The organism is Streptomyces sp. NPDC104307, from assembly GCF_055584045.1.
In genome coordinates, this window is the sequence record NZ_JBVJMU010000034.1 from 1 (window position 1) to 17,145 (window position 17,145).

16 protein-coding genes and 3 pseudogenes are annotated in these 17,145 nt (G+C 70.3%); 10 read left to right on the forward strand and 9 right to left on the reverse strand.

The features are described 5' to 3' along the window. Positions 1 to 207 precede the first annotated feature (207 nt). Positions 208 to 645, forward strand: a complete 438-nt coding sequence (locus tag ACZ601_RS38850) for a hypothetical protein (protein WP_469546917.1) — start codon at positions 208 to 210, stop codon at positions 643 to 645. Positions 646 to 816: 171 nt separating this feature from the next. Continuing rightward, positions 817 to 1,236, forward strand: a complete 420-nt coding sequence (locus tag ACZ601_RS38855; protein WP_469546919.1) for a helix-turn-helix domain-containing protein — start codon at positions 817 to 819, stop codon at positions 1,234 to 1,236. Positions 1,237 to 1,498: 262 nt separating this feature from the next. Here the strand turns inward: ACZ601_RS38855 and ACZ601_RS38860 are convergent. Further along, positions 1,499 to 1,801 (reverse strand): annotated as a pseudogene (locus tag ACZ601_RS38860) (DUF6247 family protein); the annotation flags it as partial. Between the two features lie 159 nt (positions 1,802 to 1,960). Next, positions 1,961 to 2,249, reverse strand: a pseudogene (tpg, locus tag ACZ601_RS38865) (telomere-protecting terminal protein Tpg); the annotation flags it as partial. 290 nt (positions 2,250 to 2,539) lie between these two features. On the opposite strand from tpg, the gene ACZ601_RS38870 reads away from it, so the two are divergent. From ACZ601_RS38870 to ACZ601_RS38880, 3 genes are all read left to right on the forward strand, one after another. Then, the gene (locus ACZ601_RS38870) at positions 2,540 to 3,385 is read left to right on the forward strand and encodes an SDR family oxidoreductase (protein ID WP_469546922.1); all 846 of its coding nucleotides are present in this window, start codon (positions 2,540 to 2,542) and stop codon (positions 3,383 to 3,385) included. 798 nt (positions 3,386 to 4,183) lie between these two features. Further along, the gene (locus ACZ601_RS38875) at positions 4,184 to 5,071 is read left to right on the forward strand and encodes a M20/M25/M40 family metallo-hydrolase (protein ID WP_469546925.1); all 888 of its coding nucleotides are present in this window, start codon (positions 4,184 to 4,186) and stop codon (positions 5,069 to 5,071) included. Between the two features lie 37 nt (positions 5,072 to 5,108). Beyond that, on the forward strand, positions 5,109 to 6,530 hold the full coding sequence (locus tag ACZ601_RS38880; RefSeq protein WP_469546927.1) for a M1 family metallopeptidase: 1,422 nt from the start codon (positions 5,109 to 5,111) through the stop codon (positions 6,528 to 6,530). A 377-nt stretch (positions 6,531 to 6,907) separates the two neighbouring features. Here ACZ601_RS38880 and ACZ601_RS38885 read toward each other — a convergent pair whose 3' ends face one another. Beyond that, complete coding sequence (locus tag ACZ601_RS38885; protein WP_469546929.1) at positions 6,908 to 7,531, reverse strand: TetR/AcrR family transcriptional regulator C-terminal domain-containing protein; 624 nt, start codon at positions 7,529 to 7,531, stop codon at positions 6,908 to 6,910. Between the two features lie 67 nt (positions 7,532 to 7,598). Between ACZ601_RS38885 and ACZ601_RS38890 the strand changes: the two genes are divergently transcribed. Together ACZ601_RS38890 and ACZ601_RS38895 are read left to right on the forward strand one after the other, a co-directional pair. Continuing rightward, a complete protein-coding gene (locus tag ACZ601_RS38890) occupies positions 7,599 to 9,068 on the forward strand; it encodes an FAD-dependent monooxygenase (protein WP_469546931.1) in 1,470 nt (489 codons plus the stop codon). A 60-nt stretch (positions 9,069 to 9,128) separates the two neighbouring features. Next, a complete protein-coding gene (locus ACZ601_RS38895) occupies positions 9,129 to 9,482 on the forward strand; it encodes a hypothetical protein (RefSeq protein WP_440577411.1) in 354 nt (117 codons plus the stop codon). A gap of 20 nt (positions 9,483 to 9,502) precedes the next feature. On the opposite strand, the gene ACZ601_RS38900 is transcribed toward ACZ601_RS38895, so the two are convergent. After that, positions 9,503 to 9,862 carry an ArsR/SmtB family transcription factor gene (locus ACZ601_RS38900; RefSeq protein WP_469546934.1) on the reverse strand — a complete coding sequence of 120 codons (360 nt, stop codon included), beginning with the start codon at positions 9,860 to 9,862 and terminating at the stop codon, positions 9,503 to 9,505. A gap of 99 nt (positions 9,863 to 9,961) precedes the next feature. Between ACZ601_RS38900 and ACZ601_RS38905 the strand changes: the two genes are divergently transcribed. Next, the gene (locus tag ACZ601_RS38905; RefSeq protein ID WP_469546937.1) at positions 9,962 to 11,218 is read left to right on the forward strand and encodes an MFS transporter; all 1,257 of its coding nucleotides are present in this window, start codon (positions 9,962 to 9,964) and stop codon (positions 11,216 to 11,218) included. A 9-nt stretch (positions 11,219 to 11,227) separates the two neighbouring features. Here the strand turns inward: ACZ601_RS38905 and ACZ601_RS38910 are convergent, their stop codons facing one another. Next, a complete protein-coding gene (locus tag ACZ601_RS38910; RefSeq protein WP_469546939.1) occupies positions 11,228 to 12,010 on the reverse strand; it encodes a phytanoyl-CoA dioxygenase family protein in 783 nt (260 codons plus the stop codon). 119 nt (positions 12,011 to 12,129) lie between these two features. Here ACZ601_RS38910 and ACZ601_RS38915 point away from each other — a divergent pair, with 119 nt between their 5' ends. Then, positions 12,130 to 12,993, forward strand: a complete 864-nt coding sequence (locus ACZ601_RS38915) for an AraC family transcriptional regulator (protein WP_469546949.1) — start codon at positions 12,130 to 12,132, stop codon at positions 12,991 to 12,993. Positions 12,994 to 13,097: 104 nt separating this feature from the next. Here the strand turns inward: ACZ601_RS38915 and ACZ601_RS38920 are convergent, their stop codons facing one another. Together ACZ601_RS38920 and ACZ601_RS38925 are read right to left on the reverse strand one after the other, a co-directional pair. Then, complete coding sequence (locus ACZ601_RS38920; protein ID WP_469546942.1) at positions 13,098 to 14,021, reverse strand: NADP-dependent oxidoreductase; 924 nt, start codon at positions 14,019 to 14,021, stop codon at positions 13,098 to 13,100. A 68-nt stretch (positions 14,022 to 14,089) separates the two neighbouring features. Then, positions 14,090 to 14,575, reverse strand: a complete 486-nt coding sequence (locus ACZ601_RS38925; RefSeq protein ID WP_440577417.1) for a MarR family winged helix-turn-helix transcriptional regulator — start codon at positions 14,573 to 14,575, stop codon at positions 14,090 to 14,092. Positions 14,576 to 14,709: 134 nt separating this feature from the next. Between ACZ601_RS38925 and ACZ601_RS38930 the strand changes: the two genes are divergently transcribed. After that, positions 14,710 to 16,155, forward strand: a complete 1,446-nt coding sequence (locus ACZ601_RS38930) for a DHA2 family efflux MFS transporter permease subunit (protein ID WP_440577418.1) — start codon at positions 14,710 to 14,712, stop codon at positions 16,153 to 16,155. Here the strand turns inward: ACZ601_RS38930 and ACZ601_RS38935 are convergent. Both ACZ601_RS38935 and ACZ601_RS38940 read right to left on the reverse strand, forming a co-directional pair. Further along, positions 16,101 to 16,829, reverse strand: coding sequence for a 4'-phosphopantetheinyl transferase family protein (locus ACZ601_RS38935; protein ID WP_469546946.1), 729 nt, complete (start codon positions 16,827 to 16,829; stop codon positions 16,101 to 16,103). The two genes, ACZ601_RS38930 and ACZ601_RS38935, sit on opposite strands and share 55 nt — an antisense overlap. A gap of 107 nt (positions 16,830 to 16,936) precedes the next feature. After that, positions 16,937 to 17,145, reverse strand: a pseudogene (locus tag ACZ601_RS38940) (hypothetical protein); the annotation flags it as partial.

Below are 17,145 nucleotides of genomic sequence, written 5' to 3' on the forward strand. Positions count from 1 at the left end.
TCGGACACCAGGAGATCAAGCTGAAAAAGCCACGAGAACGACGCAACCCTGGCCCGTAGCTGCATGCCGGAGATCAGTTACGGGACAGCCCTTAGTAGTACCGCTCGGCCCACACTTGATGATCTTCCTGGAGAGTCTTCTGCTGGAGCAGCTGCCGATCGTTCGGCCCGGCCAGCGCGTTGTCGCCCGGTCGGACGGCAAGGGCGCATGGTCGTCAGTGTCGAGAAGATCAAGGGCCGTGAGTTCGCGGTCAGCGCGCAGCTGAAGGGGTACGTCCTGGACGCCCGGCTGCTGATGGACGTGCAGGGCAGCATGAAGATGCCGGGCAGCTGGTTCCAGGTGTGGTGCAAGCTCGTAGCCGCACAGGACCCGGGCTATCACGGTGTGGACCGGATGAAGGCGCCGCGCGGGTACGTCCGGATCAACCAGCGCGACCTCCAGCAGCTGTGCAGTCTGTCCGCGGCCTCGGTGAGCGAGCCGTCGCAGTTCTTCCACCACATCGGCTGGATGCGTACCGCCAAGCCCGGCGTGCTCCAGCTGAACCCGTGGCTGACGGTGGCCGGCACCTCCGCCGAGCAGGAGGAGTGGCAGAAAGGGTGGAACGCCGCAAATGGCCCGGCCTGCGTCATCCCGGCGCCGGACTAACCCCGCCGAGTGGCGTGCGGCGCGGGCGCAGGCGAAGAAGAAAGCCGAGACGGCCCGCCGTCGGGAGAAGGTCGTGGCGCTCCCGCGCCACCGCCAGTCGTCCCGGAAGGCGAGCGCGTGACGCGGCCGGGCATATCCTCAGAGGCAGACGACACCGATCAGGAGGCCCTGGTGAGCACCACTTACGTACCTGGTCCCCCGTCCGACGGGCCGATCACGCTCACCCGCGACGCTCTGCGGATGCTCGCTCTCGTGGACATCTCGCTGACCGCCAGGCGTGTGCTCGATGTCCTTTTGGCCCTCCAGGACCCTGACACCGGCGCTGTCGGCATCAGTCAGGCCGAGATGGCTGCTGAACTCGGAGCCGGGAAGCCCGCGGTGAACCGCGGCTTCAAGGAGCTGCGGGAGGCCGGCCTGGCCTGGCTCCTGCGCCGCGGCTGCTACCAGATCCACCCCGTCCTCACCTGCGGTCGAGTCGCCCGTACCGCGATGGCGGTCCCCGAGATCAACACGACGCCTGCAGAGGACTTCACCGAGCAGTGCCGGACCCGCTTCGCCGCCCAGGTCGCCAACCTCGCGCAAAGCGCCTGAGCAGCCCTCCAGGGCTCTTCGTGGCGCCACGGCGCCGCCACCACAGGGTGCGGCGCTGTTCGCATGTCAGTGGGCCCGCACACGCTTCCCGGAAGCCAGCGTCGGTATCGCTAAGGGGACCGTCTTGTTCTGGTTCTCTAGAACACGCGCCGACGTCCCGACGAGTGCGTACATCGTTCCCCTGGAGGGGAAAGCCGCAGGTAGCAGGGCCAGCCAGCAGGACGGGGGCCGCGTTGTATGCAGCAACCGCGCATGGATCGTGTCGTCGCCTTCGCCGGAGCTCCGCCATGTCGATGAAGTCGCTGTCGTCGTATCCGGAGGCGACGAACGCGTCGACGGCCGGGGCGGAGGCGAGTCGGCCCTGCCAGTCCTGGAGGACCTCGTACAGCCCGCCGAGGGAGAGCGTCCGGCGGGACTTCTCCAGCGCGGCCGCCCATTCCTGTTCGAAGGCCGGCACCCACTGCGCGGCGCGCTGGTCGGCGCGCAACTGGGCGAGGAGTTCGGCCGGAGCCCCGGGCGCGGGGGCGTACGGCGTGACGGGTGCGTGGTCGGGCTTCGCGCTCATCTGGTCCTCCCGCCGGGGTCGGCGTCGGCGGCGTCGAAGTGCGGGCTGCGGCGCGGCGCGGCGCGGCGGCGACGCGGACATGGTCGTGGTGGGCGTCGAGCAGCGGGCTCTTGTCGCGGTCGATTGGGGGGAATTCAGCGGTCATACTTTCGGTCCTATTCAATAATCTAGATCCAGGTAATCAATGTCGTTGATTGCTACGTCTGACAGTTCCATAGCGCGACTGCCGCCGTTCTGGAAATAGAACTCTTTGAACTCTTCGGCGTTTATCCTGCGCATCTTCTGGTCGCTGTATCCTGTGTCTCGGGCGTCGAACAAGCGCTGTGCATACGGCGGGGAGCTTGACGGCGAGGCGGCGGAAGCGTCCGTCGTCGGTCGTGCCTGCGGGGGCGGTGTAGCCGAACCGAGCCCTCGTCTCCACCGTGACCCCGCCCGAGGCGGCTGATTCAAGCCGTCCCCCGAGGCGATCTCGGAGCATGACCAGCCTGCTCGCCCCAGGCGACGCGCGGCGTTGTGCCAGACGAGAAGACGGCGACGGACCTGCGCATCTGTTCGAATGTCGAGGAGAGCGGGGTGGTTGCGCCGAAAGGCGTCCTGACGTTCGAGGACCTACCGTCTCTCTTATGCGCAGCACACACACTGTGGGTCTCGGCGATGCCCGCCGGCGGCGGGGGCAGGGGCATCCGAGGATGGGTGTCTGGAGCAGGCCGGACACCAGCACAGGAAGGCTCAACCATCATGGCGGGACCGATTCTCATCACCGGAGCGGGCAGCGGCTTCGGTAAGGAGGTCGCGCTGCGGCTCGCAGCGGCCGGGCACCAGGTGATTGCGGGCGTGGAGATTATCGCCCAGGTGGCTGCGGTCCGTGCCGAGGCGCGGGAGCGGGGCGTCGACCTGCGCGTCGAGAAACTCGATGTCACCGATCCCGGCGACCGCGAGAACGCCTGCTCCTGGGACGTCGAGGTTCTCCTCAACAACGCCGGCGTCTCCGAAGGTGGTGCCACCGCTGACATCCCCGAGGAGCGGCTGCGCCGCCAGTTCGAGGTGAACGTCTTCGGGCCTGTCCTGCTCACTCAGGGCATCGCCCGTCAGATGGCGGCGCGTCGCAGTGGGCGGATCGTCTTCATGTCCTCGGTCGCAGGACTCACCGTCGACCCGTTCACCGGTGCCTACGCCGGATCGAAGCACGCGGTGGAGGCGTTCGCCGACGCGCTGGACCAGGAGCTGGCCGAGTTCGGCGTCACGGTCGCCACGATCAACCCCGGCCCTTTCCTGACCGGCTTCAACGACACGATGTTCGAGACGTGGAGGGAATGGCGCGACGACCCCGCCGACCGCCTCTACGACTACGCCGAGCTGGCCTTCCCGCATGAGCAGTACGACCCCGAACCGGTCTACGAGCGCACGGTACGGGTCCTGCTCGGCGAGGACCGGCGCTACCGCAACCTGCTGCCCGAAGAGATGGAGCCGCAGGCCCGCGAACAAGTTGACGCCCTGTGGAGCCGGCAGCTCAACGACGGCGGCCGCCCCGCCCTCGTGCAGAAGGCGTACGACATCAGTCCGGGCACACCGGTCCAGGACTGACTCCCCGCAGTCCCGAGCAGACCGTCAACTAGCTTTCCGCACCCCCAGTCACAGAGATCGCTCCAGGCTGACACTCACTCGTCGCCGTACAGCGGCCAGCCGCACCTCACCTGGTACGCGCCCACCTCCGTGGAACTCGCCCGCCGCGAATAGTCGGCCGTGCCCTACTGGCCCTTCCCGGGCTGCCATGAGGGACGAGCTCGGCGTCGCCCTGACGGTGTTTGGCGATCGCCCGCACGTTCCTCAAGGCGACGGGCCTGGCACCGGAGAGAATGCGGGAGATGTACGGGAGATGTAGGAGCGTTGGATGTTCATACGCTGGGCGAGGGCGTGCTGCGAGAGGCTGGACTGCTCCTATGAGGACCCTCCGCCCGGCTGGCCGGCCCTTCGGGGTGGGACTCAGCCGAGGCGGAACTGCTGGTTGGGCCTGTCCTTGTTCGTCCACTGGATGACCTCGGCACCGTCCTGGGTTCGCTAAGCGGTCATCGGGACAGGGTTGTCGCTGTGACGGGCCACCAGAGCAGCAAGGAAATGCTCAGGGACGCCCACAAGCACTGCCCGCCCGCCACCCGGGTCCTTCTCACCTGGATGGCGCGGAGGCGTATGGCCCCGCACATCTGCCGGGCCGGTGCGGGGGCGATCGGTGGTATTCGCCGCTGTGCGGAGCGCGTGGTTTTCATGGATGACGGCCACTTCGCGGCCACAGGTTTCTGACAGTTTTCTGACATCACTCAGCGACTCTCTTCTTCCGGCTCTGTGCCGGAAGGTCCCGCCTTGCCCTCAAGGAGAGAGTCACGCATGGAGATACTCAGCCGCATGCGGCACACGGCCGCGGTACTCGGTCTGTGTGCGGCACTGGTCGCCGTTCCCGCCGCGGCGTCGGCCGAAGCCGCCGCTGCGAAGACGTCACGGATACCCGTCGTCTCCACGGAGCAGGTCATGCCGCACCTGCGGGCGCTGCAGTCCATCGCGGACCGCACCGGAGGCAACCGTGCCCACGGCACCAAGGGCTTCCAGCAGTCGCTGGCGTACGTGAAGGGCGTACTGGACAGGGCGGGCTTCCGCACCAGCCTGCGGCCCTTCACGCACAACGGCGTCCTCGGGCACAACCTCATCGCGGACTGGCCGGGAGGCGACCCGGACCACGTCGTGCTCGTCGGCGCCCACCTCGACAGCGTCGAGGCCGGGCCCGGTATGAACGACAACGGCTCGGGCTCGGCCGCGGTGCTCGCCACCGCCGTCGCGATGTCGCGGGCTGGTGTCGCGCCGAAGCGGCATCTGCGGTTCGCGTGGTGGGGAGCGGAGGAGCAGGGCCTGATCGGTTCCAAGGACTACGTGCGCAAGCTCTCCGCCGCCGGACGCGAGAGGATCGATGTCTACCTCAACTTCGACATGACCGGCAGCAGGAACGTGCAGCAGTGGTTCGTCGTCCACGACGAACCCAGGGCCACGGACGCGTTCGAGGCGTACTTCGCCGCCAAGGGCCTGCCCACCTTCGACATCGGCATCGGCGGCTCGGACCACGAGTCCTTCGGCGACGCCGGAATTCCGGTCTCCGGCTTCACCACCGGCGTCGGCGACTGCCTCCACGACGCATGCGACCGCATCGACAACGTGGACCCCGGAACCGAGACCGTCAGCACCAACGCCGTTCTCGGCGTCACCTGGCAGCTCGCCACCCGCTGATCGCCGACCACGACCCCTACGGTCAGGAGCAGGACATATGCGCAGCACGACGAAACGGCACCGATACCCCACGGTGGTGGGCATCCTGGCGGGCAGCGTGCTGCTGACCGTCGTACCCTCCGCGGCCAGCACCGGCGGGGGGTCCGGTGTGGGGGACCCGTACTTCCCCGACGACGGCAACCCCGGATACGACGTCTCCCACTACGACGTCCGCGTGGCCTACGACCCGGCCCGCCCCGGCGACACCACTGTCACCGCCACGGCCACCGACAGGCTCGACCGATTCCACCTCGACCTGGAGGGCTTCCAGGTCGGCTCTGTCACTGTCGACGGCGTCCCCGTCAGACGCGTCACCCGCAGCGGGGCACACGAGTTGGTCATCACCCCGGCCGGCCGGATCGCCAAGGGTGCGAAGTTCGCCGTCCGCGTGCGCTACTCCGGCAAGCCCGTCGGTGAGAGCTGGCACCGGCTCACCAACGGCGGGGTGAGTGTGACCGGCGAGCCGCACTCCGCCACCGCCTGGTACCCGGCCAACGACCACCCGTCCGACAAGGCGACGTTCCGGCTCACCGCGACGGTCCCCGACACCTGGACCGTGATCGGCAACGGCCGCCCCGGCCCGGCCACTTCCCCGGCCAAGGGCCGTAAGACCTTCCGCTGGTATGAGGACAAGCCGCTCGCCACCTACCTCAGCACCCTCGCCATCGACAAGTTCACGGTTCACTCGTCGAAACTGGCCGACGGCTCCCCGGTCATCAACGCCTACAGCCCCGGCGCCGTGATCGACCCGGTGTCCGAGGCGCTGCTCCCGGAGATCATCGACTTCCTGGCCTCGAAGTTCGGCCCGTACCCCTTCTCCTCGGCCGGTGGCATCGTCATCGACGGCGAAGCCGACGGGGGCGGCAACGGCCCCCTCGCGCTGGAGACGCAGAGCCGTCCGACGTACAGCGGAGTGATGTTCGATGCCTCGATGGTGCACGAGTACGCCCATCAGTGGTTCGGCGACAGTGTCTCCTTCTCGGACTGGCGTGACGGCTGCATCGCCGAGTGCGTCGCTCAGTACGCCAACCAGCTGTGGGAAGAGAAGGGCGGTGCCGATCTCGACACCGGCTTCTACGCCGGCTTGGTGGAGGAGAGCGAACAGGACCCCGGCTTCTGGAGCGTGAAGCTCTATGACCCGGGCCAGGGCAAGGAGCTGGACCCGGCGCTGTACGACAAGGGGTCGATGATGATGCACGCCCTGCGGCGGACCATCGGGGACGCCGCCTTCTTCGGGACCCTCCGGCAGTGGCAGAAGGAGCACCGCTACGGCAACGCCACCTGGCCCCAGTTCGAAGCACTCGCGAAGAAGGTCTCCGGCCGGCCGGACCTCACCGGATTCTTCGACGCCTGGGCGCACGGCACCACCGTCCCGGAACGGAAGTACCTGTACCCCGGAAGCCTCGGCCGTCTTCGGTGATCTGCCGGGGGGGGTGCCGGTCGGCGCAGGGTGATCGAGGCGGCGACGCCCCCGTACTCCCGCGCCATCACGGCCCTGGCGGGGCCGGCTGAGAATCCCTCAGGCGCACCTCGCCGTAGAACGGCCAGGTCGGGTCGGATCCCGACCCCTGGCTACCGGCTGGGGGTATCGGCCGTTTCGGCCTGGTCCACTTCCCCCGCGGGCACGGGCCGGATCGCGCCTGACGTCCCGGGCACCGTGTGCGCCTGCGCCGTCGACGGCCCGGGCCTCGCCGACTCGTGTCCAGGAGAGGGTGCGCTCCGTCGACGAGTTGGGCAGGGGCGGGTGCGCGGCCCGGTGCTGGTGCGGCGTCTGGGTGACTTGGTGAGGGCGCGCTGTCAGTCGGGAATGCGGGAGAGAACCGCTTCCAGGCCGAAGGCGAAGCGCTCGTCGAAGTTCTGCCGGAGATGAGGCAGGACGCGCTGCAGCGCCGGGTGTGTGTCGCGGTCGACGGCCTGGGCGAGCCTTGCGTCGTCCTCGTCGCCCTCGGCCTGTTCCTCCTGGGCCAGGCCGAGGAGGAAGTAGTTGACCGTCCAGGCCGTCCACGCCGCCTGCCGCTCGTCGGCGCCGGCTTCCAGGAATGCGTCGACGAGGCGGTCGGCGAAGCGCAGCGTGTTCGGTTCTGCCGGATAGGTGCCGGTGACCAAGGCGGCGCCATCGCGGTGGGCGAGCAGCGCGTGCCGGTATCGGCCGGCCAGCTCACGGGCGCGTGCCAGCGGGGCGTCGGGGAGGTCGTCGTAGCGGATACCGGCGAGGACGGCGTCGGCCATGAGTTCCAGCATGCGCGCCTTCGTCTTCACGTGCCACAGCACGGTGTTCATCCGCACCTCCAGGCGGTCGGCGACCGCCCGGGTGGAGAGTCCGTCCAGGCCGCGCTCGTCCAGCACGCGGAGGGCGGCGTCGATCACGGCGGTGCGGGTGAGCCGGCCCGCGGTGTCTTCTCCGGCTTGCTTCTTGGTCACCGACCTAGTTTACTCCACTCAAGAATTGGTCACCGACCAAGAGTCTGTGTCGAGAAGGAGAAAGATCATGAGCTATCAGGTAGTCGTCGCAGGTGCCGGACCCGTGGGCCTGTGGCTCGCCGGCGAACTGCGCCGCGCCGGCATCACCGTCGCCGTGATCGAGCCCCGCTCCGAACGCGACTCCCGCTCCCGCGCACTGACCGTGCACCCCCGCACCATCGAGACCTTTGCCTCCCGCGGCGCGCACCAGCCCTTCGTGAGCGAGGGCATACCGCTGTCCGGGGGCCACTTCGGCGCCCTCGACTCACGACTGGACTTCCGCCGCCTGCCCAGCCCCTTCCCCCACACCCTCGCCCTGCCTCAGGAGCGCACCGAGGCACTGCTGGAGGGCCAGGCCCTTGACCTGGGCGCGCACATCCTGCGCGGCCACGAGGTCACCGGCTTCACCGAGCACCTCGACCACATCGCCGTGCACACCGCCGGACCGCACGGACCCTCCACCCTCCAGGCGGCCTACCTGGTCGGGTGCGACGGCGCCCGCAGCACCGTGCGCACCGCGGCCGGCATCGACTACCCCGGCACCCCCTCCACGGTCCTCGGCTGGCTCGGCGACGTAGTCCTGGACAACCCGCCCGCCCCCGGATACAGCTGCTTCGGCCCCGCAGGCGCCCTCATGGCCGTCCCCATGCCCGGCGGCACCCACCGCCTGGTCGGCATCACCCCCCGCGACCTCACCACCACCCGGCCCGGCGAGCTCACCCTGGACGAACTGCGCGAGAACGTGGTCGCCATGGCCGGCACCGACTTCGGCCTGCGCGACCCGGCCTGGCTCTCCCGCTACGGCAACGCCACCCGCCTCGCCGACCAGTACCGCAAGGGCCGCGTCCTCCTCGCCGGAGACGCCGCCCACCAGCACTTCCCCGCCGGCGGCGTCGGCATGAACGTCGGCATCCAGGACGCCGCCAACCTCGCCTGGAAGCTCGCCGCCACCCTCAACGGCTGGGCGCCCGCAGGCCTGCTGGACACCTACCACACCGAACGCCACCCCGTCGGGGCCGATCTCACCGCCACCAGCCGCGCCCAGGTCGCCCTGATGACCGCCTTCACCCCCGAAGGCCTCGACCTGCGCGGTCTGCTCGCCCGGCTGATCACTACCCTGCCCGACCTCAACGACCGCCTGGCCGCCCAGGTCAGCTCCCTCGCCGTCACCTACCCGCCCACCACCCCCGGCGGCCACCCGCTGACCGGCACCCGCGCCCCCGACCTCACCCTCGGCGACACCGGCCTGTTCGCGTTGCTGCGCGTCGACCGCCACCTCCTGCTGGACCTCACCGGCAGCAGCCGCCTCGCCGGGTACGCGCGCCGAGGACTGCACATCCACACCGCCACCCCGTACCAGCCACCGGCCGAGTTCACCGGCATCCGCGCCGTCCTCGTCCGCCCCGACGGCCATATCGCCTGGGCAAGCGCAGAGCGCGACGACACCGCCCTCACCGAGGGCCTCACCGCCGTCCTCGCCACCACGCACCGGAGGTGAGCCGCCCTGTGCCGTATCGTGCCGCACTCCCGGCGGCCTACGTTTCAGAGAGCGACCCAGATGACCAGCGAGCCGGCAACGACGACACTGTGGCGCCCTACCGGCCCCAAGGAGCTGGATCTGGTTCGGGAGCTGAACTGGCGTGCCTGGCCGCCCCGGCTGCCCGAGCAGCCGATCTTCTACCCGGTCCTCAATGAGGATTACGCGGTGAGGATCGCACGGGACTGGAACGTGAAGCACGACGGCGCCGGCTTCGTCACTCGTTTCGAGGTCGAGTCGGAGTTCGTGAGCCGGTATCCCGTCCAGCAGGCCGGTGGGCGGACGATTCTTGAGCTCTGGGTTCCGGCCGAGGAGCTGGACGACTTCAACGCTCACATCGTCGGCGAGATCCAGCTGGTTCACGAGTTCCGCTGAGGCGGCAGGCTTGCTTTCGGCTATGCCGGCGGGGTCCAGGCCGCGACCAGGCCGAGGAGGCCGGGGAAGCGGGTGTCGAGGTCGTCGACGCGTACGTGGCTGCGGCGTTCGAGTCCGTACTGGCGCTGGCGGGTGATCCCTGCCTCCCGTAGCGCTTTGAAGTGGTGCGTGAGGGAGGACTTGGGCCGGTCGAGGCCGAACCAGCCGCAGGCGTGGTCGAACTGCTCCGATTCCAGGAGGAGTCTGCGGACGATCGTCAGCCTCAAGGGGTCGCTGAGTGCGGCCAGGACCGTTTCCAGCCGCAGGTCTTCGACCGCCGGCTCCGGCAGCGGCGCCGGGAGGCCTGGGGGCTCCGGGAACACCGTTTCGGTCGGAGGCATGGGTGACTCCTCGTGGCTCGATTCCTCTGTACGAGTTCTATCGTACTGCATGTTAAGTTCGACTTGACTCGTACTGCAGGGACGTCGGAAGGAACAGCCATGTCCGAGATCCGTACCGCACCCGCCCGTGCCGCCGGCGAGGCGGGGCGAGGTGACCCGGTGCAGGCCGGCGGCCGGGGCGGCGCTCCGTTGTGGTGGGTGTGGCTGGCCGCGTGGCCGGTCACGGCCGTCTTCGTCCTCTCGAACGCGCCCACGCCGCTGTACATGCTGTGGCAGCGCGATATCGGGTTCTCCAAAGGCACCCTGACGGTCGTTTTCGCGTTCTACATCGTCGGACTCCTCGGCTCGCTCCTCGTATCCGGTGTCATCTCCGACCGGATCGGGCGCAAGCCCGTACTGCTGCCCGCCCTCGCGCTCGCCCTCGTCGCGTGTCTGATCTTCGCGACGGCCACCGGTGTAGCCGCGCTGATCGTGGCCCGGCTGTTCACCGGCATCGCTGTCGGCGCCATCGTCTGCGCCGGTATGGCCGCCGTGACCGACGTAGCCGGTCACGAACGCAAGCGGACCGGCGCCCTGCTCGCCTCCTGCGCGATGGTCTTCGGCGCGGGTCTCGGCCCGTTCCTGGCCGGTGTCCTGTCCGAGACCCTGCCCGCACCGACCGTCACCGTCTTCGCCGTCGAGGCCGCGCTGCTCCTCACCGCGGTGACCGCCGTGCTCCGCATGCCGCTCCGGCGCCCCGCGGCACCCGCGAAAGGCGCCTGGGTGCGGATGCCCTCGGTCCCGCGCGGCCACGGCCCACAGCTCATCCAGGGCATCGCCGTGTTCGCACCCGGCATCACCGCCACCTCATTCGTCCTCTCGCTGGGCCCCTCACTCCTTTCGGGACTGCTGGGCACCACCAGCCGGATCACCGCCGGCACCATGGCCTTCGCCATGTTCCTCGCCGCCACCGCCGTGCAGTTCGCCGTCCGGCAGCTGCGCCGGCGCACCATCCTCATGGCCGGCGCAGCCGGCACCGCGCTCGGCATGATCATGCTGGTGGCCGCCGTACACACCTCGTCCGCACCGGTCCTCCTCACCTCCGCACTGCTCACCGGGGCCGGCCAGGGGATGGGACAGCTCGGCGGCCTGTCACTACTCGGATCCAGCGTCCCTCCCCAGCATCTCGCGGAGGCCAACGCCGCCCTCAACGCCGGGGGTTACACACTGGCCGGCGTGCTGCCCGTGTCCGCCGGGTACCTCAGCGACACAGTGGGCCTCACTGCCGGCACCACAGTGTTCGGCATGGTCCTGACGAGCCTCGCAGCCATCGGAGCCCTGATGGTTCTTGCCGCCCGGCGGCAGACGGCAGTTTGACGACACGCTCTAGTTGCCGGAGGTGTCATGCCCCAGGCCCCGACGGATCGCGATCTCCACCGGTGAGTACGCGCCGTCGGCCCGCTCCGGTTCATACGGCGCGGCCGGCATCAGCGGCGGCTGGGCCATGAAGCGCGGCCGCGTCCCGTGGTGCGGCTGTGCCGCGTGCACCAGGAACGGATGGCACAGGAAGACGTCACCCGGGGAGCCGGTAGCGAGGGCGAGCGGCCGGTGGGCGGATGCCGCTACGAGGTCCGGCGCGATGGCCAGACCGCTCGCGCCCCGCTCCCCGTACGGCTCCAGCACCTTCGGCACGTCGAGGTGGGAGCCGACCCGGATCCGGGTCGGGGCGTCCTCTTCTCCCACCTCGCTGAAGAGGAACAGCATCAGCAGGGCCCGGCCGCGTGAGCGGAGATTGGTGAAGGGCCAGGTCTCGCCCTCCACCGCATAGCTGCCCTCGATGTGCCAGCCCGCGTCGTCGGGCTCCTCCTGGTGCGGGAAGCGCAGCGGGAAGGTGCCGAGCGAGTAGCGCGGCTCCCAGCGCCCGGCCCCGGCCAGCAGGTCGTATGCCCGGTGCAGGGCCGGGGAGTTGGGCGCGGCCGCGAACGGTCCCTGTGCCATCCCGCCGACCCGGTGCACGGGCTGTGTCCACGTCTGCGGGTCGTCCGGGTCGCAGCCCGTCTCCCGCCACAGCAGCCGTGCGCAGCTTGCGGCCACGCGGGGCGCGACGGCACCCTCCAGCTTGACGAAGCCGTCGCGGAGGAAGCGGGATACCAAGGTCGTGTCGTCCATGCCGTCAGCGTGCCGCACCGTCCGTCCTGGTCACCCGACACTTGCCGCACCGGTTTTCTCGGGTGGGGGGTGCGGGGCCGCGCCTGGTTGAATCGGTGTCCGGGATCTTGGAGGCGAGCGTGCTGGAGCGGCTCAATCAGGCCATGGAGCACATCGAACGGCGGCTCGACGGGTCCATCGACGTCGGTGAGCTGGCGCGGGTCGCGGCCACGTCGCAGTACCACCTGCGGCGGATGTTCTCGGCGCTCGCGGGGATGCCGCTGTCGGAGTACATCAGGCGCCGGAGGCTGACCGTCGCGGGCGCGGAGGTGCTGGCCGGTGAGCGGACGCTGCTGGAGATCGCGGTGCGGTACGGATACGGCTCGGGAGAGGCGTTCGCGCGGGCGTTCCGTACGGTGCACGGCGTCGGCCCCGGCGAGGCACGGCGCACCGGCGCGGCGCTCAGCTCCCAGCCCCGGATGACGTTCCGCCTCATCGTCGAGGGGAGCAGCAGCATGCGCTACCGCGTGGTGCACAAGCCGGAGTTCACCGTCGTCGGGGCGAAGGCCCGGGTTCCGCTCGTGCACTCGGGGCCCAACCGGGCGATCATCGATTTCGTCCGCGGGGCCGGTGACCGGGCAAGGGGGCTGCTGGAGAGGCTGTCCGACCAGGAGCCGTACGGCATTCTCGCGGTCTGTGACGGCCTCGATCCCAGCCGGGCGGAGGGTACCGGCCTCGACTACTACTACGGGGTCGTCACCCTGGCGCCCGCGCCGCAGGGGATGGCCACGCTGCCGGTGCCGGCCGGGACATGGGCGGTCTTCACCACCTCGGGGCCGGCGCCGGAGGCGATCCAGGTGCTGTGGCGGGATGTGTTCACCGAGTGGTTCCCCTCGAACCCGTACCGGAGCCGTCCCGGGCCGGAGATCCTTCGTACGCGGATGTCGGCGGACGGCCGCGAGGCGGATGCCGAGCTGTGGCTGCCGGTGGAACGGGAGGCCTGATCGGTCACCGCCGGGTCCCCGGGGCGGCCGCGTCGTGCTGCCGCGGGGAGGGTTCCGGGCCCCGACGAGGCCTTGAAGGTCATGCCGTCCGGTCCCGGGTTGTCTCAGAAGACGATGAGCTGGCGTCCTCGCAGGCCGCCCGCCTCCAATCTGCGGTGGGCTTCGGGTGCCTGGTCGGGGGTGAGACGGGCCGCCGTGCGTGGAGTCAGAACGTTCTTGGCCGCCAGTGCGGCGAGTTCGGTCAGGGCCGCGGCCTTGTTCGCGTAGGCGAGGACGTTGAGGTGGTGGTGGACGGTGCCGGGTGCGAGGTCGAGCGGGCCGGGGCGGCACTGGACGTAGTCGCCCTCGGGCCGGATGACCGGGAGGAGCGGCTGTCCAACGGCTGCGGCGTCGATGAGTGCGTCGGCGCCTTCGGGCACGGCTTCGAGGTAGCTGTCGGCGGTGCGTCCGACGGGCATGGCGCCCAGGTCGCGCAGCAGGTCGTGGTCGCCCGGGTCCGCTCCGGCGACGACGCGCAGCCCTCGGTGCACGGCGATTTGGACCGTGTAGCCGCCGAGGGCGCCGGTCGCACCGGTGACCGCGATCGTGGCGCCCGCGGACAGATTCAGCAGGTCGAGCGCCTGGTGGGCGGTGAGGCCGTTCATGGGCAGCCCCGCCGCGTCGTGCAGGTCGATGCCTTCGGGTGCGGCGGTGGCGTGGTCGTCGGGGGTGGTGATGTATTGGGCCTGGGCGCCGCCCTGCGCGCGCAGCGGGTTGACGAATACGAGGACGGGGTCACCGATAGCGAAGCGGGAGCCGGGGCCGGTGGCGTCAACGGTGCCGGAGGCGTCCATGCCGGGGACGTAGGGCGGTGGGAACGCCTTGAGGAAGCCGGCGAACAGGCCTTCGCGCAGGGCGAGATCGCTCGGGTTGACCGCTGCGGCCGTGACCTTTACGCGGATCTCGCCCGGACCGGGCTCCGGCAGGGGCCGGTCGACGACAGTGAGGACCTCGGGGGCTCCGAAGCGGGGGATGCCGATGGCTCGCATGGGAGGGATGTCTCCGTTCTGGCGTCGCGGGACGTCCGGCGATCCTCCTCGTGCGAGCTTGTACGGGGTTAGCGCGGCGCCTGCGTGGTCGTGCCTCGGGTGCGCGCGCGGGCCGGGGTGCGGGGTGAGAGGTGGCGGGCCAGTGCCTCCAGGGCGTCCGTGACTTCCTTGCGGTCCTCCGGGGTGCCGTCGGCCAGGGCGGTGGCGAGCGCGTCCTCGATCGTGGTGGCTCTGACCTCGGTGACGCGGGCGGAGAGTTCGGGGGCCTGGCGCACGAGGAGGCGGCGGCGGTCGGCGGGGTCCGCTGTGGTGACGACGGCGTCGGCTTCCTTGAGGCGCGCGACCGAGGTGGACACCTGGCTCTGGGGCAGGCCGGTGCGTGAGGCGATCTCCCCCACAGCGCTGTCCGGGTGGGAGGCCACGTCGCTGGCGACGATGAGTACGGCACGTGTGCTGCCGCCGTATCGGCTGCTGCCGCCCTCGGGTTCGGGCATCGCGGCTTCGCCGATCTTCATCAGGGTGCGTCCGAGGAGGAAGAGCTCGACTCCATTCATGGCCATAGGTTACCTCAACTCCATCTCAGGTGATACATAAAACACGCATACATCTCTCTTGATGCATCCAGAAAGATGCGTTACCTTCGATGCAGGCACCCGGAGACCGCCGGGCTACGAGAAGGAGCAGGACCGTGCGAAAGTGGCGAGCGAACCCCTGGGCCGTCCTGGTGACTCTGTCGCTCGGGTTCTTCATGACCCTGCTGGATCTCACCATCGTGAACATCGCGATCCCGGACATGATGGACGGCCTGGGCGCCTCGTTCGGCCAGACCCTCTGGACGGTCAGCGGGTACGCGCTGACGCTCTCGGCCCTGATCATCACGGCCAGCCGGCTCGGCGACCTGCGTGGCCCGCGGAACCTGTTCGCGGTCGGCCTGGCCGTCTTCACCGTGGCCAGCCTCGCGTGCGGGCTCGCCCCGACACCGACAGCCCTGATCGCCGCCCGCGTCGTCCAGGGCCTGGGCGCCGCACTCCTCACCCCGCAGACGATGACGCTGATCATCGCGGTCTTCCCCGCCGAGCGACGCGGCACCGCGATGGGCGTCTGGGGCACGGTCGCCGGTCTCGCCACCCTGTCCGGGCCGACGCTGGGCGGCTTCCTGGTCTCCGCCCTGGACTGGCGCTGGATCTTCTTCGTGAACCTGCCGATCGGGATCGCGGCTCTGGTCCTCACCTTCCTCGTCGTACCCGACATCCGGCCCGGCCGCGCCCACCGCTTCGACTTCATCGGGGTGGCCCTGGCCACCGGCGCCCTGTTCTGCCTCGCCTTCGGCCTGCAGGAGGGCGAGAGCTACCACTGGGGCGCCGGGATCTGGGGGCTGCTCGCCGCCGGGGCCGCCCTCGCCACCGCCTTCCTCCTCCACCAGCGCCGCCGCCAGGACCGCGAGCCGCTCGTCCCCTTCGCCCTGTTCCGCGACCGCAACTTCACCTCGATGACGGCCCTGGTCGGTCTGGTGTCCATCGCGATGCTCGGCCTGGTCCTGCCCTTCAACCTCTACCTGCAGTCGGTGCTCCACCTCAGCGCGGTCAAAGCAGGTCTGGTGCTCGCGCCCTCGTCACTGGTGTCCATGACCGTCGGCCCGTTCGCCGGACGCCTCGCCGACCGCATCGGCGGCAAGTACCTCCTGCTCACCGGGCTCATCTGCTACGCCGCCGGAATCATCGCCATCGCGTGCATCGCCGCACCGGGCACCGCCTGGTTCGCGTTCGTACCCGCCACCCTGCTGACCGGCCTGGGCGTCGGCTGCATCATCGCCCCCATGTCCACCGAGGCCATGCGGCACGTGCCGCGCCACCTCGCAGGCGCCGCCTCCGGTGTCAACAACACGGTGCGGCAGATCGGTTCGGTGATCGGCGCCGCCGCGGTCGGCGCGCTGCTGCAGGGCCGCCTCGCCGCCGAGCTCGCCACCGGCAAGACCTACGCCGCCGCGTTCACCGCCACCCTGCAGACCACCACGATCCTGCCGATCGCCGTACTGATCGCCGGCGCCCTGGCCTGCCTCCTGCTGCGGCCCCGCACCGCTCAGCCCACGGCCGCCGCTCCGGCCGCCACCACACGGCCCGCACCCACACCCTGAACCGCAGCCCCTGGCGGCAGCGGCGTGCAGCCGGCAGCGCGGACGGCAAGGGCGGCGGCGCTGCCCCCGCGTACCGGGAGGTCATACAGCTCCCAGCCGTCCGGCCCCGCCGCCGGCCGCTCGCCGCAGCCGACGTACGGCTCCACGACACCCTCGGCCAGCCCCCGGCCCGTACCCTTCAGGCAGGCTTCCTTCCGCGCCCAGCACCGGGCGAACGCGGCGGCCCGCCCGCCGGGCCGCAGAGCGTTCAACTCATCCTGCTCCCGAGGGTGCAACAGCCCCGCCACACCCCCGGCCGTCGCAAGTGACGGTACGTCCTCGATGTCCACGCCCACCGGACGCGCGGCGAACGCGGCCAGAGCCAGATCCCCGGCGTACGACAGTGAGAAGTGCGGCGCCGCACCCGCCCCGGAGACCGGCACGGCCCGGGGCCGGCCATGACGCCCGCCACAGCTCAGGCACTCATCGCGGGCCAGCACCACCTCATGCGGCGCCAGACCCTGGTACGCCCCGAGGAGATACCGCAGAGCACGATGCGCAGCGCGATACCTGGCCCGGTCCCCGGCACGCACGAACCCCCGCGCCCTGGCCCGCTCCGCCGCGTCCAGCACCTCGCCACCCGCACCGCCCGCACCATCGCCGGCACCCGGCAGACCGATCAGCCAGACCTCCACCTCCCCCGGAGCACCCGACCCATGAACAGGCAACGGCGCCGCACCGTAATGCCGGATATCCCGGCTCGTCATCACGCGCGGTCGCCGCGATCCCGGATGGTGGTGCGTCATGCCGCACAGCCGGCCGGTCCCGGTCCTACCGCCCAGGTGTCCCCGCCCGCGAGGAGTGCCGCGAGGTCGCCCTTGCCCTTCTGTTCGACGGCGGTGTCCAGCTGTTCGGCCATCAGCGTGTCGTAGACCGGCCGTTCGACGCTGCGCAGGACTCCGATGGGGGTGTGGTGGAGGGTGTCGGCGTCGGCCAGTCGGGACAGTGCGA

Excerpts from the sequence above, each read along its gene's own strand:
- ACZ601_RS38890 (WP_469546931.1), top strand. The coding sequence starts at position 7,599 with ATGAGCTATCAGGTAGTCGTCGCAGGTGCCGGACCCGTGGGCCTGTGG.
- ACZ601_RS38880 (WP_469546927.1), top strand. The coding sequence starts at position 5,109 with ATGCGCAGCACGACGAAACGGCACCGATACCCCACGGTGGTGGGCATC.
- ACZ601_RS38850 (WP_469546917.1), top strand. The coding sequence starts at position 208 with ATGGTCGTCAGTGTCGAGAAGATCAAGGGCCGTGAGTTCGCGGTCAGC.
- ACZ601_RS38910 (WP_469546939.1), bottom strand. The coding sequence starts at position 12,010 with ATGGACGACACGACCTTGGTATCCCGCTTCCTCCGCGACGGCTTCGTC.
- ACZ601_RS38895 (WP_440577411.1), top strand. The coding sequence starts at position 9,129 with ATGACCAGCGAGCCGGCAACGACGACACTGTGGCGCCCTACCGGCCCC.
- ACZ601_RS38870 (WP_469546922.1), top strand. The coding sequence starts at position 2,540 with ATGGCGGGACCGATTCTCATCACCGGAGCGGGCAGCGGCTTCGGTAAG.
- ACZ601_RS38875 (WP_469546925.1), top strand. The coding sequence starts at position 4,184 with ATGGAGATACTCAGCCGCATGCGGCACACGGCCGCGGTACTCGGTCTG.
- ACZ601_RS38920 (WP_469546942.1), bottom strand. The coding sequence starts at position 14,021 with ATGCGAGCCATCGGCATCCCCCGCTTCGGAGCCCCCGAGGTCCTCACT.
- ACZ601_RS38905 (WP_469546937.1), top strand. The coding sequence starts at position 9,962 with ATGTCCGAGATCCGTACCGCACCCGCCCGTGCCGCCGGCGAGGCGGGG.
- ACZ601_RS38900 (WP_469546934.1), bottom strand. The coding sequence starts at position 9,862 with ATGCCTCCGACCGAAACGGTGTTCCCGGAGCCCCCAGGCCTCCCGGCG.
- ACZ601_RS38925 (WP_440577417.1), bottom strand. The coding sequence starts at position 14,575 with ATGAATGGAGTCGAGCTCTTCCTCCTCGGACGCACCCTGATGAAGATC.